The 22,398-nt window shown below is 61.2% G+C and carries 13 protein-coding genes and 3 tRNA genes; 6 read left to right on the forward strand and 10 right to left on the reverse strand.

The features are described 5' to 3' along the window. Nucleotides 1-5: 5 nt before the first annotated feature. A complete protein-coding gene (locus ACJ8MK_RS16015) occupies nucleotides 6-923 on the reverse strand; it encodes a transcriptional regulator GcvA (RefSeq protein ID WP_025304049.1) in 918 nt (305 codons plus the stop codon). A 386-nt stretch (nucleotides 924-1,309) separates the two neighbouring features. After that, nucleotides 1,310-1,534 carry a YgdI/YgdR family lipoprotein gene (locus ACJ8MK_RS16020; protein ID WP_025304050.1) on the reverse strand — a complete coding sequence of 75 codons (225 nt, stop codon included), beginning with the start codon at nucleotides 1,532-1,534 and terminating at the stop codon, nucleotides 1,310-1,312. Nucleotides 1,535-1,730: 196 nt separating this feature from the next. Here ACJ8MK_RS16020 and csdA point away from each other — a divergent pair, with 196 nt between their 5' ends. Together csdA and csdE are read left to right on the forward strand one after the other, a co-directional pair. Beyond that, entirely contained in the window at nucleotides 1,731-2,936 is a 1,206-nt protein-coding gene (csdA, locus tag ACJ8MK_RS16025; RefSeq protein WP_432504026.1) for a cysteine desulfurase CsdA, read from the forward strand. A gap of 19 nt (nucleotides 2,937-2,955) precedes the next feature. Beyond that, complete coding sequence (csdE, locus tag ACJ8MK_RS16030; protein ID WP_033649797.1) at nucleotides 2,956-3,390, forward strand: cysteine desulfurase sulfur acceptor subunit CsdE; 435 nt, start codon at nucleotides 2,956-2,958, stop codon at nucleotides 3,388-3,390. Here the strand turns inward: csdE and tcdA are convergent. After that, entirely contained in the window at nucleotides 3,381-4,187 is an 807-nt protein-coding gene (gene tcdA / locus ACJ8MK_RS16035; protein ID WP_004931886.1) for a tRNA cyclic N6-threonylcarbamoyladenosine(37) synthase TcdA, read from the reverse strand. The two genes, csdE and tcdA, sit on opposite strands and share 10 nt — an antisense overlap. Nucleotides 4,188-4,271: 84 nt before the next feature. Continuing rightward, a complete protein-coding gene (gene mltA, locus ACJ8MK_RS16040) occupies nucleotides 4,272-5,408 on the reverse strand; it encodes a murein transglycosylase A (RefSeq protein ID WP_033635751.1) in 1,137 nt (378 codons plus the stop codon). 216 nt (nucleotides 5,409-5,624) lie between these two features. Here mltA and ACJ8MK_RS16045 point away from each other — a divergent pair. The 3 genes from ACJ8MK_RS16045 (at nucleotide 5,625) to ACJ8MK_RS16055 (ending at nucleotide 5,977) form a co-directional block, all read left to right on the forward strand. Next, nucleotides 5,625-5,701: transfer RNA gene (locus ACJ8MK_RS16045), tRNA-Met, on the forward strand. A gap of 58 nt (nucleotides 5,702-5,759) precedes the next feature. Next, nucleotides 5,760-5,836 (forward strand) — tRNA-Met (locus ACJ8MK_RS16050). Between the two features lie 64 nt (nucleotides 5,837-5,900). After that, nucleotides 5,901-5,977, forward strand: a tRNA-Met gene (locus ACJ8MK_RS16055). Between the two features lie 48 nt (nucleotides 5,978-6,025). Here the strand turns inward: ACJ8MK_RS16055 and ACJ8MK_RS16060 are convergent. Together ACJ8MK_RS16060 and amiC are read right to left on the reverse strand one after the other, a co-directional pair. Next, nucleotides 6,026-7,366 (reverse strand): MFS transporter, encoded by a 1,341-nt coding sequence (locus ACJ8MK_RS16060; protein WP_165790358.1) that lies wholly within the window; start codon nucleotides 7,364-7,366, stop codon nucleotides 6,026-6,028. 264 nt (nucleotides 7,367-7,630) lie between these two features. Then, nucleotides 7,631-8,884: an N-acetylmuramoyl-L-alanine amidase AmiC gene (gene amiC / locus ACJ8MK_RS16065; RefSeq protein WP_033635752.1), complete on the reverse strand. Its 1,254-nt coding sequence runs from the start codon at nucleotides 8,882-8,884 to the stop codon at nucleotides 7,631-7,633. Between the two features lie 221 nt (nucleotides 8,885-9,105). Here amiC and argA point away from each other — a divergent pair, with 221 nt between their 5' ends. Beyond that, entirely contained in the window at nucleotides 9,106-10,449 is a 1,344-nt protein-coding gene (gene argA / locus ACJ8MK_RS16070; protein ID WP_193169637.1) for an amino-acid N-acetyltransferase, read from the forward strand. A 37-nt stretch (nucleotides 10,450-10,486) separates the two neighbouring features. On the opposite strand, the gene recD is transcribed toward argA, so the two are convergent. The 4 genes from recD to recC form a co-directional block, all read right to left on the reverse strand. Beyond that, nucleotides 10,487-12,337 (reverse strand): exodeoxyribonuclease V subunit alpha, encoded by a 1,851-nt coding sequence (recD, locus tag ACJ8MK_RS16075; protein ID WP_103799344.1) that lies wholly within the window; start codon nucleotides 12,335-12,337, stop codon nucleotides 10,487-10,489. Next, nucleotides 12,334-15,885 (reverse strand): exodeoxyribonuclease V subunit beta, encoded by a 3,552-nt coding sequence (gene recB, locus ACJ8MK_RS16080; RefSeq protein ID WP_442517886.1) that lies wholly within the window; start codon nucleotides 15,883-15,885, stop codon nucleotides 12,334-12,336. Before recB ends, recD begins: the two co-directional genes overlap by 4 nt. Next, the gene (gene ptrA / locus ACJ8MK_RS16085; protein ID WP_442517887.1) at nucleotides 15,882-18,770 is read right to left on the reverse strand and encodes a pitrilysin; all 2,889 of its coding nucleotides are present in this window, start codon (nucleotides 18,768-18,770) and stop codon (nucleotides 15,882-15,884) included. The genes recB and ptrA overlap by 4 nt, the downstream gene beginning before the upstream one ends. A 231-nt stretch (nucleotides 18,771-19,001) precedes the next feature. Then, nucleotides 19,002-22,373, reverse strand: coding sequence for an exodeoxyribonuclease V subunit gamma (recC, locus tag ACJ8MK_RS16090; RefSeq protein ID WP_442517888.1), 3,372 nt, complete (start codon nucleotides 22,371-22,373; stop codon nucleotides 19,002-19,004). Nucleotides 22,374-22,398: the final 25 nt, after the last annotated feature.

Here is a 22,398-nt window from a genome sequence, read left to right on the forward strand (position 1 = left end):
CGGTCTTATTGTTCGTAGCGGAAGCGGAACTTCTCTTGTTCGCTGGCGGCGCGCGCCAGGATCCACTGCCGGAAGGCGGCTATTTTACCCAGTTCTGCCTGGCTGTCATGACATACCAGATAAAAAGCGTTTTTACTGACCAGCACATCGTTGAACGGGCACACCAGGCGACCGGCTTCGATCTCGGTTTGCGCCATCACATTGTTCACCAGCGCCACGCCCTGGCCGTGCACCGCCGCCTGCACCACCATCGCGCTATGGCTGAAGATCGGCCCCTGCTGCACATTGATGTGCTGCAACCCCAGCTGGCGCGTATAGGCCAGCCAGTCGCGGCGTGAAACGTCATGCAGCAGCGTATGATAAGCCAGATCCTCTGCGGTTTTCAGCGGATGATCGCCGGTCAGCAGGCTCGGCGAACACACCGGCAGCAGATATTCCGCATACAGGCGCTCGGCGCGCAGCCCCGGCCAGTTGCCGCGGCCGTAGAAAATCGCCACGTCGACGTCGTCCGCCAGCTTGTCTTCTTCGCGATCCACCGCCTGGATGCGCACGTCGATCCCCGGATAAGCTGAGTTAAAGCCGGACAGGCGCGGCACCAGCCACTGAATGGCGAAGCTCGGCGGCAAACTGACGGTCAATGCCCCCTTGGCGCTGCGCGCCTGCAGCTTGCGCGTCGCCTCGTTGATCGAAGAGAAGATCTCCTTGATATCGAGGTAGTAACTTTGCCCCTCTTCGGTCAGCAGCAGCGAGCGGTTACGCCGGCGAAACAGCTTCAGCCCGAGGAAGTCCTCCAGCGACTTGATCTGGTGGCTCACCGCGGCCTGGGTCACGAACAACTCTTCCGCCGCCTTGGTGAAACTCAGGTGGCGAGCGGCCGCATCGAACACGCGCAGCGCATTGAGGGGAGGTAAGCGTTTAGACATTAAATTAGCTACTTTTGTGTAACATTAATCCGAATGATTCGGCGCCGAAAATCGGGCGGCTTTGTGTGGCAAGCCATCGGTAAACGCTAACGGCGTATTGCCATTAGTTTTTTTAATCCGAGCCATTATAATTTGTCCGTTGAGGATGCGCCAGCAAATACCTATAGTGGCGGCACTTCCCGGGCCGGAACGAAAAGGGAGTGGGTGTCGAGGACGCCGATGAACTTTTGGCTTGTGGTTGTGATGTTGTGTTTGCAAATTGTCCGGCGATTCCGGACATGGTAGCTAGGCTACTGTTTTTTCACTTCCTGTACATTTACCCTGTCTGTCCATAGTGATTTTATACAGCACCGCAAAACTTGCGGTGCTTTTTTTTTGCCTGACGGTTACTGGTTGCTTTCAACCATCTCTTTCACATCGGCGCGGTTGATCTGCTGCTCGACGCCGTTGGCGTCTTTATAGCTGATCATGCCGGTATCGTTGTCCACTTTAGGCTTGCCGTCAGCGACAATGGTGCGTCCGTCATTGGTATGCATCACGTAGTTGCTGGAACAGGCGGCCAGGGTGAACGTAAGCATCAGGGCAGAGAGAACTGCGGCTGTTTTCTTCATTGAGGACTCCTTTTTAGTTTTAAATGCTGATAAATACCTTTTATGTGTATAGATGCGATTAATAAGCGCACATTTAATAGCATAACAAACTTTCCCAATTTTGCCAGGCGATAAGTCCTAATAGGCAGGATCGCTTGTCTCCGGCGGCAAAATAGGACAGGATCACCCATCGACTCAAGCCAGTGACAATCAGGGTATGACGCCTTTTAACCCCAGCCTTTTTCGCCAACAGTTTCCCGCGCTCGCGCAGGACGGCATCTATCTGGACAGCGCCGCCACCGCGTTAAAACCGCAGGCGGTGATCGACGCCACGCAGCAATTTTATCGCGATGACGCCGCCACCGTGCACCGCAGCCAGCATCGGGCGGCGCAGGATCTGACCGCCCGCTTCGAGCAGGCGCGCGGCCAGGTGGCGCAGCTGATCAATGCGCCGTCGGCCGACGACATCGTCTGGACGCGCGGCACCACCGAAGCGATCAACCTGGTGGCGCAGAGCTACCTGCGTCCGCGTCTGCAGCCGGGCGATGAAATCCTGGTGAGCGAAGCGGAACACCACGCCAACCTGATCCCCTGGCTGATGGTGGCGGAACAAACCGGCGCGCGGGTGGTGAAACTGCCGATCGGCGCCGATCGGTTGCCGGATTTGACGCAGCTGCCCACCCTGCTCAACGACAAAACCCACCTGTTGGCGCTGGGGCAAATGTCCAACGTCACCGGCGGCTGCCCGGATCTGGCGCCGGCGATCGCGATGGCGCATGCCGCCGGCGCACGCGTGATGATCGACGGCGCACAGGGCGTGGTTCACGGCCCGGCCGACGTACGGCTGCTCGACATCGACTTCTACGCCTTTTCCGGCCACAAGCTGTATGGCCCGACTGGCATCGGCGCGCTGTACGGCAAAGCCGAGCTGCTGGCGCAGATGGCACCCTGGCAAGGCGGCGGCAAGATGCTGACCCAGGCATCGTTCGACGGCTTTGCCCCGCAAAAGCCGCCGCATCGCTTCGAAGCCGGCACGCCAAATATCGCCGGCGTGCTGGGGTTGGCCGCGGCGCTCACCTGGCTCAGCGAGCAGGACATGGCGGCGGCGGAGCGCTACAGCCGCGAGCTGGCGGACCAGGCGGAACAGCGGCTGGCACAGTTGCCGGGCTTTCGCAGCTTCCGCAGCTCCGGCTCCAGCCTGCTGGCGTTCGACATCGCCGGCGTACACCACAGCGACATCGTCACCCTGCTGGCGGAGCAAGGCATTGCGCTGCGCGCCGGCCAACACTGCGCGCAGCCGCTGATGGCGGCGTTGGGCGTCAGCGGCACGCTGCGCGCGTCGTTCGCCCCCTACAATACGCAACAGGACGTCGATACGCTGGTCAGCGCGTTGACTCACGCCCTCGATCTGCTGGCCGACTGACTTGATTCCCGGAGACGCTATGCTCGCCCCCCATCCTTTTGGCCGAGAGGTCACCGCCGAGGCGTTGATCGCCACCTTCAGCACGCTGAAACAGTGGGAAGATCGCTACCGCCAGCTGATTATGCTCGCGAAACGGCTGCCGCCGCTGCCGGAGGCCCTGCGCAGTGAAGAAATGGCGTTGAGCGGCTGTGAAAACCGCGTCTGGTTGGGGCACCAGTTGCTGGAAGACGGCACGCTGCACTTCTATGGCGACAGCGAAGGCCGCATCGTGCGCGGCCTGCTGGCGGTGCTGCTGACCGAAGTGGAAGGGAAAACGCCGCAGCAGATCGCCGCATTGGATCCGCTGGCACTGTTCGACCGGTTAGCGCTGCGCGCCCAGCTGAGCGCCACCCGCGCCGGCGGCCTGGCAGCGTTGGCCGCCGCCGTCAAGGCGATCGCCGCCCGTTACGCCTGACGCGCCGCCTTCGCCACCATCTTTTTCAGCGCGTGCGACACGGCGACGAAGCCGAAAGTAGCGGTGACCATGGTCGCCGCGCCGAATCCCGCGCTGCAGTCCATTCTTTTCGGCCCTTCCGCCGTGCTGCGTGAAGCGCACACCGAACCGTCCGGCTGCGGATAAACCAGCGGCTCGCTGGAGAAGACGCAGTCGATGCCCAGCTTGCCCTTACCGTTTTTCACCACGTTGAAATCGTGCTTCAGCCGCTCGCGCAGCTTGGCGGCCAGCGGATCCTGGATGGTTTTCGCCAGATCGGCCACTTCGATCTTGGTCGGGTCAATCTGCCCGCCGGCGCCGCCGGTGGTCACCACCGGGATCTTGAAGCGGCGGCAGTATGACAGCAACGCCGCCTTCGGCCGCACGCTGTCGATCGCGTCGATGACGTAGCTGAAGTTATGGTCCAGCAGCTCGGCGACGTTGTCCGGGGTGATGAAATCGTCGATGCAGGTCACCCGGCATTCCGGGTTAATCGCCAGGATACGCTCCGCCATCACCTCGGTTTTCGATTGCCCGACGTGTTGGCGCAACGCGTGGATCTGGCGGTTGGTATTGGTGACGCAAACATCATCCATGTCGATCAGGGTGATGGCGCCGATGCCGGTGCGCGCCAGCGCCTCAGCCGCCCAGGAACCCACGCCGCCGATGCCGATCACGCAGACGTGCGCCTGCGCGAACACCGCCAGCGCCTGCTGGCCGTACAACCGCGCCGTGCCGCCGAAACGCTGCAGATAGGCTTCCGAATAAGCTGTGCTCATAACGCTTTAATTACCTTCGTAATGCAAATGATAAGGGCCGGAAAATCCGGCCCTTGCGGGTCACTCTTTTCACGCCGTATGCGTTTAGCGGGTGGCCAGCAACGAACCGCCGCCGTTTGACTGATTGGCGCTGAACAGCTGACCGCCGCCGTTGTTCTTCAGCACCCAGACGCGGCCGTAGTGGTTGTAGTACCCCGCCGAGTGGCCGGCTTCCGGCCCGATACCCTGATACATGTCAAAATGCTGGCCCTTGATGGCGCCGCCCACGTCGAGCGCGACCATCAGACGCATCTCGTATTTTCCCGTGAATTTACCCTTGTTGTCCAGCAGCGGCACTTCGGCCAGCAGCGTGGTGCCCGCCGGGATCAGCGAACGGTCGGAAGCCACCGAGGCTTTGGCGATCAGCGGCACCGCGCTGGCACCTCTCACCGGCGCAAAAGCTTCCGGGCGGAAGAACACGAACGATGGGTTTTGCTCCAGCAGCTCACGCACCTCTGCGGCGCTGTGGGTATCCGCCCACTGACGGATCGCCTGCATCGACATGTCCGCCTTGGCCACTTCACCGCGATCGATCAGCACCTTGCCGATGCTGCGATAGGCGTGGCCGTTCTTGCCGCCGTAGCCGAAGAACACCAGCGGCTGGCCGTTGCCGTAGTCGACATAGCCGCTGCCCTGGACTTCCATCATGAAGTTGTCCATCAGCGAGTTGGTGTAAGCGATGATATAGCGATCGTCGAGCGCGCCGGAATAGATGCCCGCGCGATCCGGCAAGCGGCCCCTGCCCTTCGGCGGCATGCGGTACAGCGGATAGCGGAACTCGCCCTGTTGGGTATAGCGCGCCTGCACCACCGGCGTGTAGTAGCCGGTAAACTGCACGTTGCCGTAATTGTCGACGCCTTCCATCTGGTAAGCGCTGAGGCCGTACTGGCTCAGCATGCGCGTGTCAGCGCCGGACGCCATCCAATTTTGTACCGCCTGATAGGTGCCGTTGTTGCGGTTGAACAGCGAAGGCGACGCGTACTTGATCTCCATCAGCTGATCCGAATAATCCTTGGCGTTGACCGGCGAACCTTTGGCGTTGGGCTGATTGACCAGCTCCAGCGACTGATCCAGACGGCCGTCTTTATATTGCTGACCCCGATCGGTCGGCTTGGACGAACAGCCCGCCAACACCGCCACCATCAACCCGCCCAGCAGGTATTTGCCCCAACGTCCTTTCATCGCGCACACTCTCAAACTGATATGATCTACCGGCTGAACGATAACAAACGCTCATTGATAAAGGAATCGCTGCAAATAAAAAAAGCCGCACGGAGGATGGTGATGAAAAAGAAGGCAAATTGCGGGCAAATTCAGCAGAAAAACGGGTTTAGGCCAATAAAATGCAAAAAGGGTTTGCAACAAAACGCATGGAGAGTATAGTGCGCATCCATCGGACGCGGGGTGGAGCAGCCTGGTAGCTCGTCGGGCTCATAACCCGAAGGTCGTCGGTTCAAATCCGGCCCCCGCAACCAACCGATGCCGCAGCGGCGGTATTTTGCGTTTGGCTTCGATAACAAAGTATTACACGGACGCGGGGTGGAGCAGCCTGGTAGCTCGTCGGGCTCATAACCCGAAGGTCGTCGGTTCAAATCCGGCCCCCGCAACCAACCGAATGTCGTACCAGCGGCATAACATGCACGGTGGTTCGTAGTAATACAGCACCAAGACGGACGCGGGGTGGAGCAGCCTGGTAGCTCGTCGGGCTCATAACCCGAAGGTCGTCGGTTCAAATCCGGCCCCCGCAACCAATTTCGGTCATCCTCGATCAATTCTCGTATTTCACTCTCTGTTTTACCTCAGTCATCATTTTTTACGTTTTTCCACCACATTAGTGCTATCGCCATAGCCGATATCATCGCCGGCACCGCCGCCAGCAACAACAGGTCTGACGCCAGCCAATGTCGGGCGATCAATGCCGCTCCCAGGAGCGGGCCAAGCATCGACGCCCCCCGACCAATGCCCAACCCCCACCCCAGCCCGGTTGAACGCAAGAAGGTCGGGTAACCGCCCGCCGCCAACGTGTTCACCCCCGGCATACCGCCGACAACAAAAATACCTGTAATAAAAATGGCGCTGAAAAGCAGCAGTAGATTGCTCGGATCAACACCGATCGCCGCTATCGACACCGTGGCAACGGAAAAACCGGTGATAAGCACGCTGTAGGCGCCAAACTTGTCGATCAGACGCCCCAAGGCCAGCGTACCCAGCACCCCACCAAACTGTAACGTTCCGGTAGCCAGATTCGCCGTCTCCAACGTCAGGCCGGCGTCCCGCATTAAGGTGGGCAGCCAGTTGGCCAGAAAGTACAGATCGATAAGGTTCATAAAATTCACCAGCCACAACAGCAGCGTAAACGTCGTCCGCCGCTCCCGAAACAGATCCAGCACGCTCGCCTTGTCCGGTGTTGCTTCTGCCTGGCTGACCGAGAGATCGACCTCCCGCACTCGCTGTGACGGGAACATCTGCTGCAACAGCGCGCGAACCGCCCTCTCCTTCCCTCCGCATTTCAACAACCATTGTGCGGACTCGGGCAAATAGAACCACATAGCCAGCGCCAACAACATCGGCAACAGGCCGCCGAGCAGAAAGACGGCACGCCAGCCAAAGGGCGGGATCAGCGTGGCGGCTGCAATGCCGCCAAGCCCGCCGCCGATCGCAAAAAAGCAGGTGATTGCGGTGATATAGGTCGCGCGCTGACGGCTCGGGCTGTATTCAACAACCAGCGCAATACAGTTCGGCATCACGCCCCCCAACGCGATGCCCGCCACAAAGCGCAGCGCTAACAGTTGATCGACATTCTGCGCAAAAGCCGAACAGAGCGTAAACGCGCCAAAAACCAACGTCGCCAATAAAATGGCGGGCCTGCGGCCGATCCGATCGGCAAGCCAGCCCAACATGAAGGCGCCGATGGCGATGCCTGCCAGACCGGCGCTGAACACCGGGCCGAGCCGTGCGGTTTCCAGCCCCCACTCTTCCCGAATCGCCGGCCCGGCATACCCCATGGCCTGAATATCAAAGCCGTCGCACATCAGGCAAAGCGCGCACAAAACCAGCAAACGAATCTGGCGGCCGCGCGTGCCCACGTGGTCGATCATCGTTTGAATACCGTTTTTTCCTTCCAGGGTCTCTAGCGGCACGGAGCCTCCCATCAGTTCAGCAAAAACGAGTCGGGGCGTTTACGACATATCGCCATAAAATTTATTTTTTATAAAAATATAAATTTTATTAACTGTCAATCTGCCGTTCACGCAATCTTGTTGTCGGTCCGATTTTCTCTTGCAGGAGCAGTCTCAGGGTGAGAGTCTGGGGGTTGAGGGGGCAAATACGCAGCGGTGGATTTCAAGCGGCAACATCCCTCCCCCCGAGCGGGAGGTTGCCATGTGAGAAAATGATGAGGGCGTTTATCGGCTCGCCAGCGCGCCGCCGTTGGCGAAATAAGCCTTGATGCCCGCCAGAATCGACTCCGCCACCTGCTGCTGGAAATGGCTGGTGCGCAGCTTGCGCTCCTCTTCGATATTGCTGATAAACGCCGTCTCCACCAGGATCGACGGGATATCCGGCGCCTTTAACACCGCAAAACCGGCCTGATCGACGCGATTCTTGTGCAGCCGGTTGATTTTCCCCATCCGATTCAACACTTCCTTGCCGAACTTCAGGCTGTCGTTGATGGTCGCGGTCTGGATCAGATCGAACATGGTGTGGTCGAGATAACGGTCGCCGCTCTTGCTGACGCCGCCGATTTGGTCCGAGGCGTTCTGCGTCTGCGCCAGGAACTTGGCCGCCGAGCTGGTGGCGCCCTTGGTGGACAGCGCGAACACCGACGAACCGCGCGCGGCGCGGCTGGTGAAGGCGTCGGCGTGAATCGAAACGAACAAATCCGCGCGCTGCTTGCGCGCCTTGGCGACGCGCACCTTGAGCGGGATAAACACGTCTTCGTTGCGCGTCATGAATACTTTCATGTTCGGCTCGCGCTTGATCATGGCGCTCAGCTTGCGGGCAATCTGCAACACAATGTCTTTCTCGCGCGTCTTGTACTTGCCGATAGCGCCGGGATCTTCGCCGCCGTGGCCGGGATCCAGCATGATGACGATCGGCCGATCGCGCCCCGCCTTGCCGGCCTGCGGCGCTTCCGGCGGCAGCGTGCGCTCCAGATCGCCCTTGTTGTAATCTTCCAGTAACGCCAGCAGCGGATCATACTCCTCGCCGCCGCTGCTGCCCTTGGTCGGATAGAGATCCATCACCAGGCGATTGCGATACTCCGGCACCGGCGCCAGCGTGAAAATATGCGGGCTAACGCTCTGCTTGAGCTCCAGCACCAGCCGCACGGTATTCTGATCGAACTGGCCGACGCGCGCCTGCTTGAGATACGGATCGTCGGCGCGCACCTGCCCGGCGATGCCTTTCAGCACGCTGTTGAGGTGGACGCCTTCGATATCCACCACCACGCGATCGGGATTGGTCAGGGCAAACTGCTTGTATTTCAGCTCGACGTTGGATTCCAGCGTGACGCGGGTATAGGTGGAGGATGGCCAGACGCGCACGGCGATCACGTGCGATGACGCGGCGAAGCCCGTGCGACTCACACTCAGCAACCAGCTGGCGGCAACGCCCTGTAATAAACGACGGCGGCCCAGATTGTGATTAGAGTTTGGCATGCGGCTCCGGCAGTAATAGCTGTTTACAACAGATGAAAAAAACATCAATAAAATGGGGATGCCGAAAACTTTAACCAATCATTCCAGCCCTGTCATCAGAAAATCTTTTTATGGTTTTTCAATTTATTAACGATTTAGCGCCCTTAGCGCACTCTTCATGATGATTTCTCGCTTGCCATCGGCGCCATAAAAGAATAAAAATACAAAAATACCGTATAAATATGCAAAAGAGGTTTGTCGTGAAGGAACGTAGTACAGAGCTGGTGCAAGGATTCCGTCACTCAGTCCCCTATATCAACGCCCACCGCGGCAAAACGTTTGTCATCATGCTCGGCGGGGAAGCCATCGAACACGAGAATTTCTCCAACATCGTCAACGATATCGGGCTGCTGCATAGTCTGGGCATTCGCCTGGTGGTGGTTTACGGCGCGCGGCCGCAGATCGACGCTAACCTGGCGCAGCATAACTTTGAGCCGATCTACCACAAGCACACGCGCGTGACCGACGCCCATACGCTCGAACTGGTCAAGCAAGCCGCCGGTTTGTTGCAGCTCGACATCACCGCCCGGCTGTCGATGAGCCTCAACAATACGCCGCTGCAGGGCGCGCATATCAACGTGGTCAGCGGCAACTTCATCATCGCGCAACCGCTGGGCATCGATGACGGTATCGACTACTGTCACAGCGGCCGCATTCGCCGCATCGATGAAGACGCGATCCACCGCCAGCTCGGCAGCAACGCCATCGTGCTGATCGGCCCGGTCGCGGTTTCCGTTACCGGCGAGAGCTTCAACCTGACCTCGGAAGAAGTGGCCACCCAGCTGGCAATCAAGCTGAAAGCGGAAAAAATGATCGGCTTCTGCTCCTCGCAGGGCGTAACCGATGCGGAAGGCAACATCCTTTCCGAGCTGTTCCCCAACGACGCGCAAAAGCGCCTTGAAGAGCTGGAAGAAGGCGGCGATTACCATTCCGGCACCGTGCGCTTCCTGCGCGGCGCGGTGAAAGGCTGCCGCAGCGGCGTGCGCCGCAGCCACCTGATCAGCTATCAAGAGGACGGCGCGCTGGTGCAGGAGCTGTTCTCGCGCGACGGCATCGGCACCCAAATCGTGATGGAGAGTGCCGAACAGGTGCGTCGGGCGACGATCAACGACATCGGCGGCATCCTGGAGCTGATTCGGCCACTCGAGCAGCAGGGTATTCTGGTGCGCCGTTCGCGTGAACAGCTGGAGATGGAAATCGACAAGTTCACCATTATCGAACGCGACAACCTGACCATCGCCTGCGCGGCGCTGTACCCGTTCTTGGAGGAAAAAATCGGTGAGATGGCCTGTGTGGCGGTACACCCCGATTACCGCAGCTCATCGCGCGGCGAGATGCTGCTGCAGCGGGTAGAAAATCAGGCGCGGCAGATGGGGCTGAAGAAGCTGTTCGTGCTGACCACCCGCAGCATCCACTGGTTCCAGGAGCGTGGCTTTACCCCGGCGGAGGTCGACGTGCTGCCGATGCAGAAACAGGCGTTGTACAACTACCAGCGCCGCTCCAAAATTCTGCTGGCGGATCTGTAATCCCTGCGGGCGCGGCCGTTGCCGCGCCCCTCAGCGCTTATTCCGTCGCCTGCAGCCGTTCAGCCAATCCGCTGCGGCGCTGGGTCGGCGTGCGAATGGCCCGCAGCAGCACCGCCTCCGTAGCGTACAGCGAAAGCAGCTTACGCGCGCGAGTGATCGCGGTATAGACCAGCTCACGCGTCAGCACCGGCAGAAAGTGATTCGGCAACACCAGCACCGTATGGTCAAACTCCGATCCCTGAGATTTGTGCACCGTCATCGCATAAGCGGTTTCATGCGCCGGCAAACGGCTTGGCTGTACCGACTTGATGCTGCCGTCGGGCAGTTGGAAATGCACGCGCAGATCGCCGTGCTCATCCGGCAGCGTAATGCCGATATCCCCATTGAACAGCCCCAGCGCGCTGTCGTTGCGGCCGATCATCACCGGCCGCCCCCGGTACCAGCGGCCAAGCACGCCCGGCTTGCGGTCAATTAAACCGGCGCGCTGCAGCCCGAGCTCAATGCGCTCGTTCAGGCCGGCGACGCCGAACGGCCCTTCACGCAGCGCGCACAGCACCTGGAAACGGCCAAAGGCCGCCAGCACCGTCGCCGCGTCCGCCCCTTCTGCGGTCAGCCGCAAATAGTCGCGGTAGCCCGCCACGCAGGCATCCAACAGCGCCTGATACTCTTCGCTCGTCGCCAGCGCATAGCCCGCAACATCACCGAAACTGCCCTTTAATGCCGCCAGCGCGCGATCCCCCGCTCCGGCGTTAACCGCCAACGCCAGCTGACCGATGCCGGAACGGGCGTCGAAGCGATAGCTCTTGCGTAGCAGGCACAGGCTGTCGCGCACCGCCGCTTCCGCGTCGGCCTGCTGCCCCGTGAGCGAACAACCGGTCAGGCGGCTCAGCTCAGCGGCGCGCGCATCGCTGTATCCCTGCTCGGCAAAACGGCAAATATCGCCCAGCACCGCGCCGGCCTCCACCGAAGCCAGCTGATCGCGATCGCCGAGGAAAATCACCCGCGCCCGATCGGGCAACGCGGCAATCAGGCGCGCCATCATCGGCAGATCGACCATCGAGGCCTCATCCACCACCAGCACATCCAAATGCAGCCGGTTGCCACGGTGATAACGCATGCGCTGACTGTTCGGTTGCGCCCCCAACAGACGGTGCAACGTCGCCGCCTCCGTCGGGAACAGCGCCTGCTGCGCCGGGGTCAACGCCAGCTGGCGGCTGGCGCTGCCAAGCGACTCCGTCAGGCGCGCCGCCGCCTTGCCGGTCGGCGCCGCCAGCTGAATGCGCAAGCGCGCGCTTTCATCCAGCTGCACCAGCGCCGCCAACAGTTTGGCGACGGTGGTGGTTTTACCGGTGCCCGGCCCGCCGGAAATGACCGCAATGCGCCGCGTGGCGGCCACCGCGGCGGCAATTTTCTGCCAGTCGGGCTCGTCGCTCGCGGCGCCGAATAAGCGGTCGAGAATGGTGCGCAGCTCAGCCTCCGGCACCGCCAGCGACTCGCCTTCGCCGCCGATAAACGCCGCCACTTCGCCTTCGTTTTGCCACATGCGCTGCAGATACAGGCGCGGCCCGCGCAGCACCAGCGGCGTAGCGCCGCTGCCGTCCCCAACCGCCGCGCTGGCCGCCAAACGCTGCTGCCAACGCGCGCTATCCGGTCGCCCGGCCGCCTCCCACACCGCCAGCGCCAACGCCGGCTGGCGCCCTTCAAACAGCGTGTCCGCCTGCAGCTGCTCCAGCATCAGGCAGACGTGACCGGCCCCCGCCTCTGCGCTCAGGCAGGCGGCTGCCAGCAAAATATCGGGCTCGTCTTCGCTCGCCACCACGCGGGCGAACTGCACGTCCAGCGGGCGCAGCACGCCAAGCGCCACCGCCTGCTCCAGCAGTGCGATCATGATCCTTCCTCCGTCGCCGCAGCTTCGCCGCTGAACAAGCGATCCATCCCCTCCACCAGCTCAAGCTCGGGGAGACAGGTGAAAATGCCGTTGCCCGGGTGCGCCGCATCCACGCCGCGCAGGAACAGATAAATCACCCCGCCAAAATGGCGCCGATAATCGTAATCCGGCAACCGATGACGCAGATAACGATGCAGCGCCAGCGTATACAGCTGGTATTGCAGATCGTAACGATGCTCCGCCATCGCCTGCTCCATCGCCGGCCGGGTATAGGCGCTACTGTCTTCCCCCAGCCAGTTGGACTTGTAGTCCAGCAGGTAGTATTTGCCCTGCCAGCAGAACACCAGGTCGATAAAGCCTTTCAGCATGCCCTGCACCTGATGAAAATCCAGCGCCGGGCAGCGGGCGGAAAGCGGATCGTAACGCTTCACCAGGGCATCGAGCGCCTTCGCCTGCAACAACCGGTTAATCGGCAAATAGAACTGCAGCTCGGCCTGCTTGTGCTGCGGCGTCAGCGCCGCCAGCGTCACGCCGCTGGCGGCGAGCGGCGTATTGAGCAACACCTGCATCCACGCCAGCAGAATCGGCTGCCAGTGCTCAGCGAAGCCTTGCTGTTGCAGCTGTTCCAGCAGCCACTGTTCGTCCAGCGGCTGGGTGAAGTCCAGCGTTTCAAACAGGCTGTGCAGGAAGGTGCCGGGCGTTGCGCCGCGCGGGAAGGTATGCGGTGTGAGCGCTGGCTCACTCTCCTCACCCCGCTCGCCCGCGGCGTCGACATCCAGACGCGGCAGCAGATCCTGCATCAGGCTCGAACCGTGCTGTTGCAAACCGGTATAGCTGGTCACCCGCCAAAAATCCTGGATCCGTCGGGTAAAGCTTTTCGCCGCCAGCGTAGCGGCCAGCGATGCCTGGGGCTGCCAGGGCGCCTCGTCCGGCGGTTCCACCAGCGACAGCGCGATGCCGCCGCCCGCCAATTGCTGCAGTCGCTCCTGCAGATACGCGGCGTCGCCGGCCTGCCCGCCCTGCACCAGATAACCCAATGCGCTGCGGTGCAGATCGGTATCGCCCTGTTTCTTGCGCGTGCCCTGGAACAGCGGCGCGATGCCGATGCTGCAGTGGTACACCGAGCGGGTCAGCGCCACGTACAACAGGCGCAGGTCTTCTGCCAACCGCTCTTCCTCCGCCCAGGCCTGGCTCTCTTCATTGGCGTCGAGATCCAGCAACGCCTGGAAGCTATGGCGATCGTGATACAGCGCCTGCTGCTGCTGGCGGAAATTGCCGACGAACGGCAGCCACACCAGATCGAACTCCAGCCCCTTGGATTTATGAATCGTGATCACCTGCACCAGATGCCGGTCGCTCTCCAGCCGCAGTTGCTGATTATCGGACTGGCGATTAGGCTGGGCGATCTGCTGCGCCAGCCAGCGCACCAGCGCATGTTCGCTGTCGAGCTGCGCCGCCGCCTCTTGCAACAACTCCCCCAGATGCAGCACGTCGGTCAAACGACGCTCGCCACCGGCGCTGGCCAGCAGGTTCTCCGCCAGCTGGCGCGCTTTCATCACCTCGCTCAGCATCGGCAACACGCCGCGGCGCAGCCAGAGCGTGCGGTAATCATCGAATTCGTTAACCAGCTCGTCCCAGGCACGCTCATCACGGCTCAGGCCGTCCAGCGTCGGCGCGTCCAGCCCCATCAGCCCGGTGGCCATGGCGCTGCGCAGCGTGCGCTCCTGCTCCGGCGCCAACACCGCCTGCAGCAACCACAGCAGGTCTTTGGCCTCCGGGGTGTCGAACACGCTGTCGCGGTTGGACAGGTAGACCGACGGAATGGACAGCGCGCTCAGCGCATCGCGCACCAACGCCGCCTCATTGCGGCTGCGCACCAGCACCGTGATATCGGAGGCTTGCACCGGCCTTGGCTCCTTGCCGCCCTGCAGCCACGCCTGGCCCTGCTGCCCGGCGCTGAGCCAGTCGCGAATTTGCGTGGCGCACAGGCGCGCCATCAGCTGTTGGTAATCACTTACACCGGCGCCTTCCCCCTGCTGCAGCCAGAACTGCATCGCCGGTTGCGGCTTGCCGTGCAGGTCAAACGCCAGCCCTTGGTTCTTTTCCGCCGCGCTGACCTCGATAAAGGGGATTTGGCCGAACAGGAAAGGTTTTTCTACCTGAGAAAACAGGTGATTAACGCTGGCGACCATCGACGGCGACGAGCGCCAGTTGGTCTCCAGCGTATAGTGGGCGCTCACCTCTGAACGCGCACGCATGTAGGTAAAGATGTCGGCGCCGCGGAAGGCGTAAATCGCCTGCTTGGGATCGCCGATCAACAGCAGGCCGCAATCGGGCCGGCCGACGTAAAGTTTTTGGAAAATGCGGTATTGCTGCGGATCGGTGTCCTGGAATTCATCGATCATCGCCACCGGGTAACGCTGGCGGATCGCCTGCGCCAGCTGTTCGCCGCCGCCGCTTTGCAAGGCGCCGTCCAAACGGCTAAGCAGGTCGTCAAACCCCAGCTCGGCGCGCTGGCGCTTTTCCTGTTGAATGGAAGTGCGGATCTCGCTGAGCGCGCGCGCCATGATCAGGTCGCGCAGCGTCAAGGGTTCATCGAACAGCTCGTCGATCGCCGTGAACAGCGCATGCCTCGGCGGCTCGCCTTTCTTGGTCTTCTCCAGCAGCACCGACTGGCGAAATTTATCCAGTTCCTTCGGCAACTGGTAGTCCTGAGTCTCCTGCCCGCTCCATTCGCCGACCTTGTTCAGCCAGTTCGGCAGGTGTTTACTGCTGTAACTGCGTTTATCGACGCCGGACTGGGCGATCAACGCCTCCAGATCGCCCGCCGCCGCACGCCATTGCGCCTTGATGGCATCGATGCGCGCGACGATCTGCTCGTGGCGCATCAGGACGGTTTCTTCGTCCTTCGGCGGCCGGCGCAGCGCCGGCGCCTCACCGTGCAGGTAACCGGAAAGGTCGGCCAGCAACGCTTCCGGGCCGCTCCACTCCTGGCTGACCGCACGCGCCACGCCCAGCGGCAACGGATAGCAGTGGCGACGCCAGAAATCAGCACAGGCCTGCCGCCGCAGCGGCAACTCGTCCTGCACCAGCGTTTGTTCAAACAGCATGCCGGATTCGAAGGCGTTGTGCGTCAGCATTCGTTGGCAAAAGCCGTGAATGGTGTAGATCGCCGCTTCATCCATCTGCCGCTCCGCCGCCAGCAGCTGCGAGGCGGCGTCGGTCAAGTCGTCAATTTCAGCCATCAGCGTCGAAAACAGCGGGTTGGCGCTGACGCCCCGCACGCAGGCGATGCGCAGCCCGTGGATATTGTCGCGGATACGCCCGCGCAGCTCCTCGGTGGCGGCCTCGGTAAAGGTCACCACCAGGATTTCTTCAACCGTCAGCGGGCGAGGAAACGCCGCTTCACCGCCCAGCCCCAGCAGCAAACGCAGATACAGCGCGCCGATGGTAAAGGTTTTGCCGGTGCCCGCCGACGCCTCGATCAGGCGTTCGCCGAACAGCGGCAGCGTCAGCGGCTCCAGCCTCTGCGGGACAGTTTCCGTCATGGCGTCGCCACTTTGCGCGGCAGGATCTGCTGCAATGCAGACGCGTTCGGATAGGTGACCCAGCCCTTAGGCGCCGCGTAATCCGCCTTGTCTTGCCCGCTGCCGCTCACCTGCGACAGCACAGCCAGCCCCTGTGGCTGGATCACCGCCTGGTGGAAATAATCCGCCAGTTTGGCCGGCGTCAGCTGTTGCACCTGCGCGATCAGCTTCTGACGAGTATCGAAGGCGAAATTGCCGCGATCGAAATCGTTGGCGAACCGGCTGGCTTCCTCACTCAACGTTTGCGGCCGCTGCTTCAGTTCATTGATCAGCGCCTGTTTGTACTGCTCAAAGTCCGCTTCGCTCATGTCGCGCAAGCGTTTCTCGGTTTTCGGATAGAAATCCTGATAGCGCTGGTACAGGTAGGCCGGTTGTTTGCTGTTGCTCTGCAGCAGGAAGCCTACGCCCCACTGGCGCCCCACCGACATCGGGAAGGCGAAGACCGCATACCCCAATTGCTCCTGAGTGCGCAGCTGGCTGTAGAACCACGGCTGAATGATCTGCCCCAGCAGCGAGCTGTAGGCCATGCCGGTCACTTCGTCGTAGCCGGTCGGCACATAGACCGCCGCCAGCGCCGAATCGGTGCTGCTGCCCACCTGTTGCAGGTTGGCCAGATGATTTTTGTCCACCACCACGTCTTCGCCGTGCCACCATTCGATGCCGGTACAGCCCAGGCGATGTTTCAGCGTCGACGCCAGCGTGTCGACCTGCTGCTTGCTCATGTTGCCCACCACCAGCAGCTCCGGCGTAGCCTCGGCCAGCAGGCTGTCGCGATAGGCCAGCACGTCTTTCAGCGTCAGCGTCTTCAGCACTTCGCGGCGTTCGCTGCGTTCGGAATACGGCACGCGGGAAACCATCTGCACCGGCTGAATGGCCAATTCAAACGCCTTGCCCTTCTCGGCGGCGTCCAACTGCTCCAGATACCAGGACTTGGCCTGCGCCAGTTGATCTTCCGTCGGCGTGAAGTTGGAATAGCCCTCGATCAGCGCCGTCAGCAACTGCGGCAGGCGCTGGGTAAAGCCGTTGGCGTTAAACATCAGGCCGTTGTTCGGCGAGGTCGAGAAGCTCAACCCGCCAACCGATGCCTGATAGCTCAGCTGATCCAGCGCGAGGCCGGCCAGATAATCCGTCAGCGAGAACAGCACCTGGTTGCGCGCGGAATCCATGGTCTTGGCGTTGCGGAAAGCGACGGTGACGTCGGCCTTCGGCTCATCGGCGAAGTAACGGCTCGGCATGTACAGCACGCGCAAACCGGGGTTATCCACCACCATTTCCGGCTTTTTGAACTCGTGCGACGGCTTGGTCAGGGTAAAGTCATCCGGGATGTACGGATTGAGCGTCGGTAACGACAAGGAAATCCCACTCCCCAACTGCTGCCACTGCGTAAAGCGCTGCGGCGTGATTTTGTCGACCTGGTAAGGCGCATTGACGAAATAGGCTGTCTTGTTGTGCGGCTCATCCGGACTGACGAACCAGATGCGGGCGTTTTGCGGCGTCATGGCGTCCAGGCGTTCGGCGATCGCCTTAGGATCATAGCGATCGGCTAGGTAAGGCGCGTCCAGCGCATGTTCAACCGGCACGCGCAGCATGGTGTCCACCAGCCATTCGATGTAGTCCATGTCGCGCGTGATCGACGGATAACGGAAATCCAGATTCAGAACATGCGAGATTTCGTCGAAGTAGCTCTGCTTGATGCCTTCGCTGCGCAGCATTTTCAGGTAGTTGAAAATGGCGGCGACGACCTCGTCGCGCTTGGCCAGGCCTTTATCGGTCAGGGAGACACTGATGGCGAAGACGCCGCCGTTGCGATCCACCATCGGATCGGCGCCGGCATTGATGGCGTCCGCCAGCCCCTGCTTCTGCAGCCAGTCAGACAGGGTGTTTTTACTGCGGTTGCCGATCAGGTAGCTGATGTAGGTATCGGTTTTGCTGCGAAACGCGGCGCTGTTGTTATCGATGCGAAACTCGACCTTCAGCTGCTTGCGCGGCTGTGCCGGCACATAGTGAATGATGATGCCCTGCTGTTCCGGCGTCACGGCCGGCACGGTGATCGGCGGCACGGTGGCGTCGTGATTCGGCACGCGGCCAAAGGTTTTCGCCGCAATATCAGCCAGCTGCGGCAGCGGCTGATTGCCGTACAAAACGCCCATCATCAAATTGGCGGAATAGTAGCGCTTATAGAAGCCGGTCAGCTCATCGTGCAGCTTGCTGTCCGGCTTGTCTTTCAGCGTATCGAGATTGCCGCCGGAGAAGCGCGCGCTCGGGTGCGCCGGGTTAAGGGTTTCCGCGCCCACCTGCGCCATACGCATACCGTCGCGCGAACGCGCCATCGTCAACTCGGCGTTAACCGCGTTGCGCTCACGGTCGGCATTGCCCGGATCCAGCAGCGGCTCGGCAATGGCGTCGGCCATGCGATCGACCGCCGGCTCCAGCGCGTCATTTTCCACTTCCAGATAGAAGGCGGTGCGATAAGAAGCCGTGCTGGCGTTGTGGCTGCCGCCATGCTTTTTCAGGAACTCGGACAGGTTTTCCGGCTCTGGATAGCGCTTGGAGCCCATCAGCACCATATGTTCCAGATAGTGCGCCAAACCCAGTTGGCTGTTCGGATCTTCGAGCGAGCCGACCGGCAATGCCAGCGCCGCCAGCGATTTCGGCGCCTGGGCATCTGACACCAGCAACACCGTCATGCCGTTAGTCAATTTGATCGCCTCATACTGACGCGGATCGTGTTCGCTTTTGTTGATCTTCTCCGCCAGCGGTTGCCATCCTTGCGCGGCCCAACTCAACGGCGCCCAACACATAGCCAATAATACCAGCCCGGTGATACGGGCCAACTGTCTGCGCATATCCAAAATAAACCCCTATTCTGACGTCGCTGCGCCCACTCCCTGACGGTGGCGACGTTCATCAAAACCACATAACCAAATCTGTACTCACCGGGTTCTTCGCCAATATGGCGACCCGAACTCGGCGGGTATATGCCTGTACGTTATGTAAGACCGGGAATGACCCCAATGGTTGAATATAACCTTCGTTATTTTTACCACCTACCGCCGCACAGCACCACCGGGGGATTGTTACCCCAGGTTATGCCGCGCCACCGGCAGCAGATAACGCTCTGTTTCGGCCAGTATTTGCGCTAAGTATTCATTATCCAATTGGCGAAACACTCGCTGCACGTAGGGATCTTCCCCTTCTCCGGGAATGCGCTGATCGCCCTGCCAGGCTTGCAGCAATTTGGCGCGCGCCTTGATTTGCGCTTCTTCCTCCCAGTCGATTTGCTGCGTTTCCGGCAGATAGCACTGACTCAGCCACGCCCAGCCGCTCTTGTTCAGCAACAGCAGCGGCTGACTCAGACCGCGCTGATAGCCAGTCAGCAGTTCCGCCAGCTGCGCCTGTGCCTCTTCAGGCGCCAGCGCGGCAAAGCGCCAGGCGGAGTTCTTGCGGCCATACATGCGGCTCTCGCCGGTGCCGCCGGCGCAGCAGTACACCAGGTGCTCCAGCCACAGCAATATGCCATCCACCGCCGACAGCGTCGCGGGCCGCCAGCGCAACAGGCCGTCACCCTGCACCTGATGCAGCCAGCCGCTGAGGCGCACGCCGGCGATATCGATATCCAGCTCCAGGCTATGGCTCTCTGCGCGTTCCGCACGCACCTGCTCGGCCAGTTCGCTCATCTCTTCCTGCTGCTTTTGCCAATAAATTTCGCCGAAGGCGCCATAGGGCAAGCCGCCGGCGGCGCGCACCCGCTGGAACAGCCGTTCGGGATCGTCACCGTCGATCAGCGTATTCAGCAGTTGGCTGTTGAACTGGTAGCGGCTGAGGTTATCCAGCGTGAAGGGTTCTTCGTCGGGCAGCTCGGTCTCTTCCAGGATAAAACTGACGCCCAGCCGCAGTTGGAAAAACGCGCGAATCGGATGGCGGTAAAACCGCAGCAGTTCATCCAGCGATATTTGCTGCAGCGCTTCGGCGGGCAGCGGCTGGTTGAACGCCGGATGCGCCGCACCGCGCCCATCGGCGGCGGGCAGCCACTCGGCGGCATAGCTTTGCTCCTCCGAGCCCGGCAAGAAGTTCTCGGCGGCGAACGGCATGCGCGCGTGCCACTTCAGCAAGTGCTCACCAACCCGCCGGGCGCTGTCGTCTGCGCTAAGCTCTTCATCTCCCGGCAGGCAATAGCTTTGTTCCAGGTACTCCAGCAGCTCGGTGACCAGTACCGAAGGGTAGCGCGGGCTGTTGTCCTGAATGGAACGGCCGATGAAACTGATATACAGCCGCTGTTGCGCGGACAAAATCGCTTCCAGGAACAGATAACGGTCGTCATCGCGTCGGCTGCGGTCGCCGCGTTTGACCTGCTGCGCCATCAGATCGAAACCCAGCGGCGGCAGCGTGCGCGGATACACGCCGTCGTTCATGCCCAGCAGGCACACCACCTTGAACGGAATGGAACGCATAGGCATCAGCGTACAGAAGTTGATTTGCCCGGCGAGGAAGCGCTGGCTGATGCGCTCCTGATCGAGACGCGCCGCCAGATCGTCCCGCAGAATGGTCAACGGCACCTCATCGGGATAGCGCGCCGCCAGGCCAAAATTAATGGCCTGCTGCCACTGCTGTTCGATCAGCGCCAGCACCACCTCGGTGTCGCTGTCCGCAGCGAAGAAAGCATCCAGCAGTTGCCGGCAGAGCGGCAGCCACGCCTCGAGCGGGCGCGCTTCGCTCAAGATTTGCCGCCAGTGGCTGAGCTGCGCCAGCAGGTCTGCCAGCTGCCCCGCCAGTTCGGCGACCAATCCGCTCGATTCGTCGTAAGGCAAAATGCCCTGCCAATCGCCGGCATTGCTGTCCATCGCGTAGCCAAGCAACATGCGCGTGATGCCAAAGCGCCAGGTATGTTGGCCGGTAGCGGGCAGATCCAGTTCGCGCACGTTATCGTCGTCCAGGCCCCAGCGCACGCCGGATTCACCGACCCAATGGCGCAGCAGGCTCAGCCCCTCTTCGCCAATGGCGAAACGGGCGGCCAGGGCCGGCACCTCAAGCAGCGCCAGCACCTGTTCCGAGGTAAAACGGCTTTGCGGCAGATCGAGCAGTGAAATGAACGCCTGCAGCGCAGGATGCGCCTGGCGCGCTTTACGGTCGGAAATGGCGAACGGCAGGTAGCGCTCGGCAGGGGCATTGCCGAACACTGCCTGAATATAAGGCGTGTAGCTGTCGATATCCGCGACCATCACGATGATGTCGCGCGGCGTCAACGACGGATCCTGCGCCAGCATGGTCAGCAGTTGATCGTGCAGCACCTCCACTTCCCGCTGCGGGCTGTGGCAGGCATGCAGGCTGAGGGATCGGTCGTTCTCATCTAGCGGACGTTTGCTGAAGCTGCTTTCCAGCGTTTCCGCGGTAATACCGATCACCGCATGGTCTTCCAGCTCCAGCATGTCGCGCTGAACGGCGTGCAGCATGGTATCGGCCGGGATATCGACAAAGGCGTCAACCTCTTGCGCCCCTTCCATCTGCGACAGCAGATAGAGGTGATCGCGCCCCAGCTTGCCCCAAGAGGCCAGCAGCGGGTTGCTGAGCTGCTGCTGGCCTTCGGCGTCAAACAGGCGCGCCGCGTCATCCGGCTGGCGGAACAGCCCGTGCTCGCGTGCCTGATGGTAGTGACGGCGCTTGCGGCTCTGCAAGCGGGCCAGGAAAGCGTAATCCTGAATATCGCCCCAATAGTAGCGACAGGGGTTGGTGAACATCAGGTGGATATCGATATGCCGCCCCAGCGCCTGCAGCGCCTCCAGATAGACCGGCGGCAACGCCGAGATACCGCAGATAAACACCCGCGGCGGCAAACCGGGCGGGCAGGTTTTTGCCTGCTCCAGCGCGTGGATAAATCGGCTGTACAGATTGGCGCGGTGCCATTCCGGCTGCCCCAGCTCGCGCGTGTACTCCACCAGCCGCGCCCAGAGCGGCGCCTGCCATTGCTGAGCCTCCGCCAGGCCGTCGATGCGCTCACCGCGCTGCCAGCTCTCCAGCCACTGCGGGCGATAAACCAAATATTGGTCGAACAGGTCGGCGACCCGGCCGGCCAACTGGTGAATCTTGCGCTTGTCACCGTCATCGGTCAGATAGTGCTGCAGTGGCGCAAACGCCGGCTGAGTCAGCATCTCCGGCAGCAACCACATCAGCTTCCAGGTCATGGCGTCCTTGCTGAAGGCGCTCTCTTTCGGGATATCCGGCAACACCCGGGTGAACATGTCCCAAATAAAGGTCGCCGGCAGCGGAAACGCAATATTGGCGGCGATGCCGAACTGTTCCGCCAACTGCATCTGCAGCCATTGCGCCATACCGGGGCTCTGCACCAGCACCACTTCCGGTTGAAAAGGATCGGCCAACGGATCTCTGGCTATCAGCGCGCTGGTCAGCGTTTTCAACAAATCCAGCTGATTGGAATGATAAACCGTGAACATCAAGGCTCCTTTAAAACAAAAGACA

The organism is Serratia sp. CY38905, assembly GCF_052168875.1.
Classification (GTDB): domain Bacteria; phylum Pseudomonadota; class Gammaproteobacteria; order Enterobacterales; family Enterobacteriaceae; genus Serratia; species Serratia sarumanii.

Excerpts from the sequence above, each read along its gene's own strand:
- recD (WP_103799344.1), bottom strand. The coding sequence starts at position 12,337 with ATGATCGCACTGCTGGAGCAGGCGGTGGCGCTTGGCGTGCTGCGCCCG.
- ptrA (WP_442517887.1), bottom strand. The coding sequence starts at position 18,770 with ATGCGCAGACAGTTGGCCCGTATCACCGGGCTGGTATTATTGGCTATG.
- csdE (WP_033649797.1), top strand. The coding sequence starts at position 2,956 with ATGCTCGCCCCCCATCCTTTTGGCCGAGAGGTCACCGCCGAGGCGTTG.
- recB (WP_442517886.1), bottom strand. The coding sequence starts at position 15,885 with ATGACGGAAACTGTCCCGCAGAGGCTGGAGCCGCTGACGCTGCCGCTG.
- ACJ8MK_RS16020 (WP_025304050.1), bottom strand. The coding sequence starts at position 1,534 with ATGAAGAAAACAGCCGCAGTTCTCTCTGCCCTGATGCTTACGTTCACC.
- amiC (WP_033635752.1), bottom strand. The coding sequence starts at position 8,884 with ATGCCAAACTCTAATCACAATCTGGGCCGCCGTCGTTTATTACAGGGC.
- mltA (WP_033635751.1), bottom strand. The coding sequence starts at position 5,408 with ATGAAAGGACGTTGGGGCAAATACCTGCTGGGCGGGTTGATGGTGGCG.
- argA (WP_193169637.1), top strand. The coding sequence starts at position 9,106 with ATGCAAAAGAGGTTTGTCGTGAAGGAACGTAGTACAGAGCTGGTGCAA.
- recC (WP_442517888.1), bottom strand. The coding sequence starts at position 22,373 with ATGTTCACGGTTTATCATTCCAATCAGCTGGATTTGTTGAAAACGCTG.
- ACJ8MK_RS16015 (WP_025304049.1), bottom strand. The coding sequence starts at position 923 with ATGTCTAAACGCTTACCTCCCCTCAATGCGCTGCGCGTGTTCGATGCG.
- tcdA (WP_004931886.1), bottom strand. The coding sequence starts at position 4,187 with ATGAGCACAGCTTATTCGGAAGCCTATCTGCAGCGTTTCGGCGGCACG.
- csdA (WP_432504026.1), top strand. The coding sequence starts at position 1,731 with ATGACGCCTTTTAACCCCAGCCTTTTTCGCCAACAGTTTCCCGCGCTC.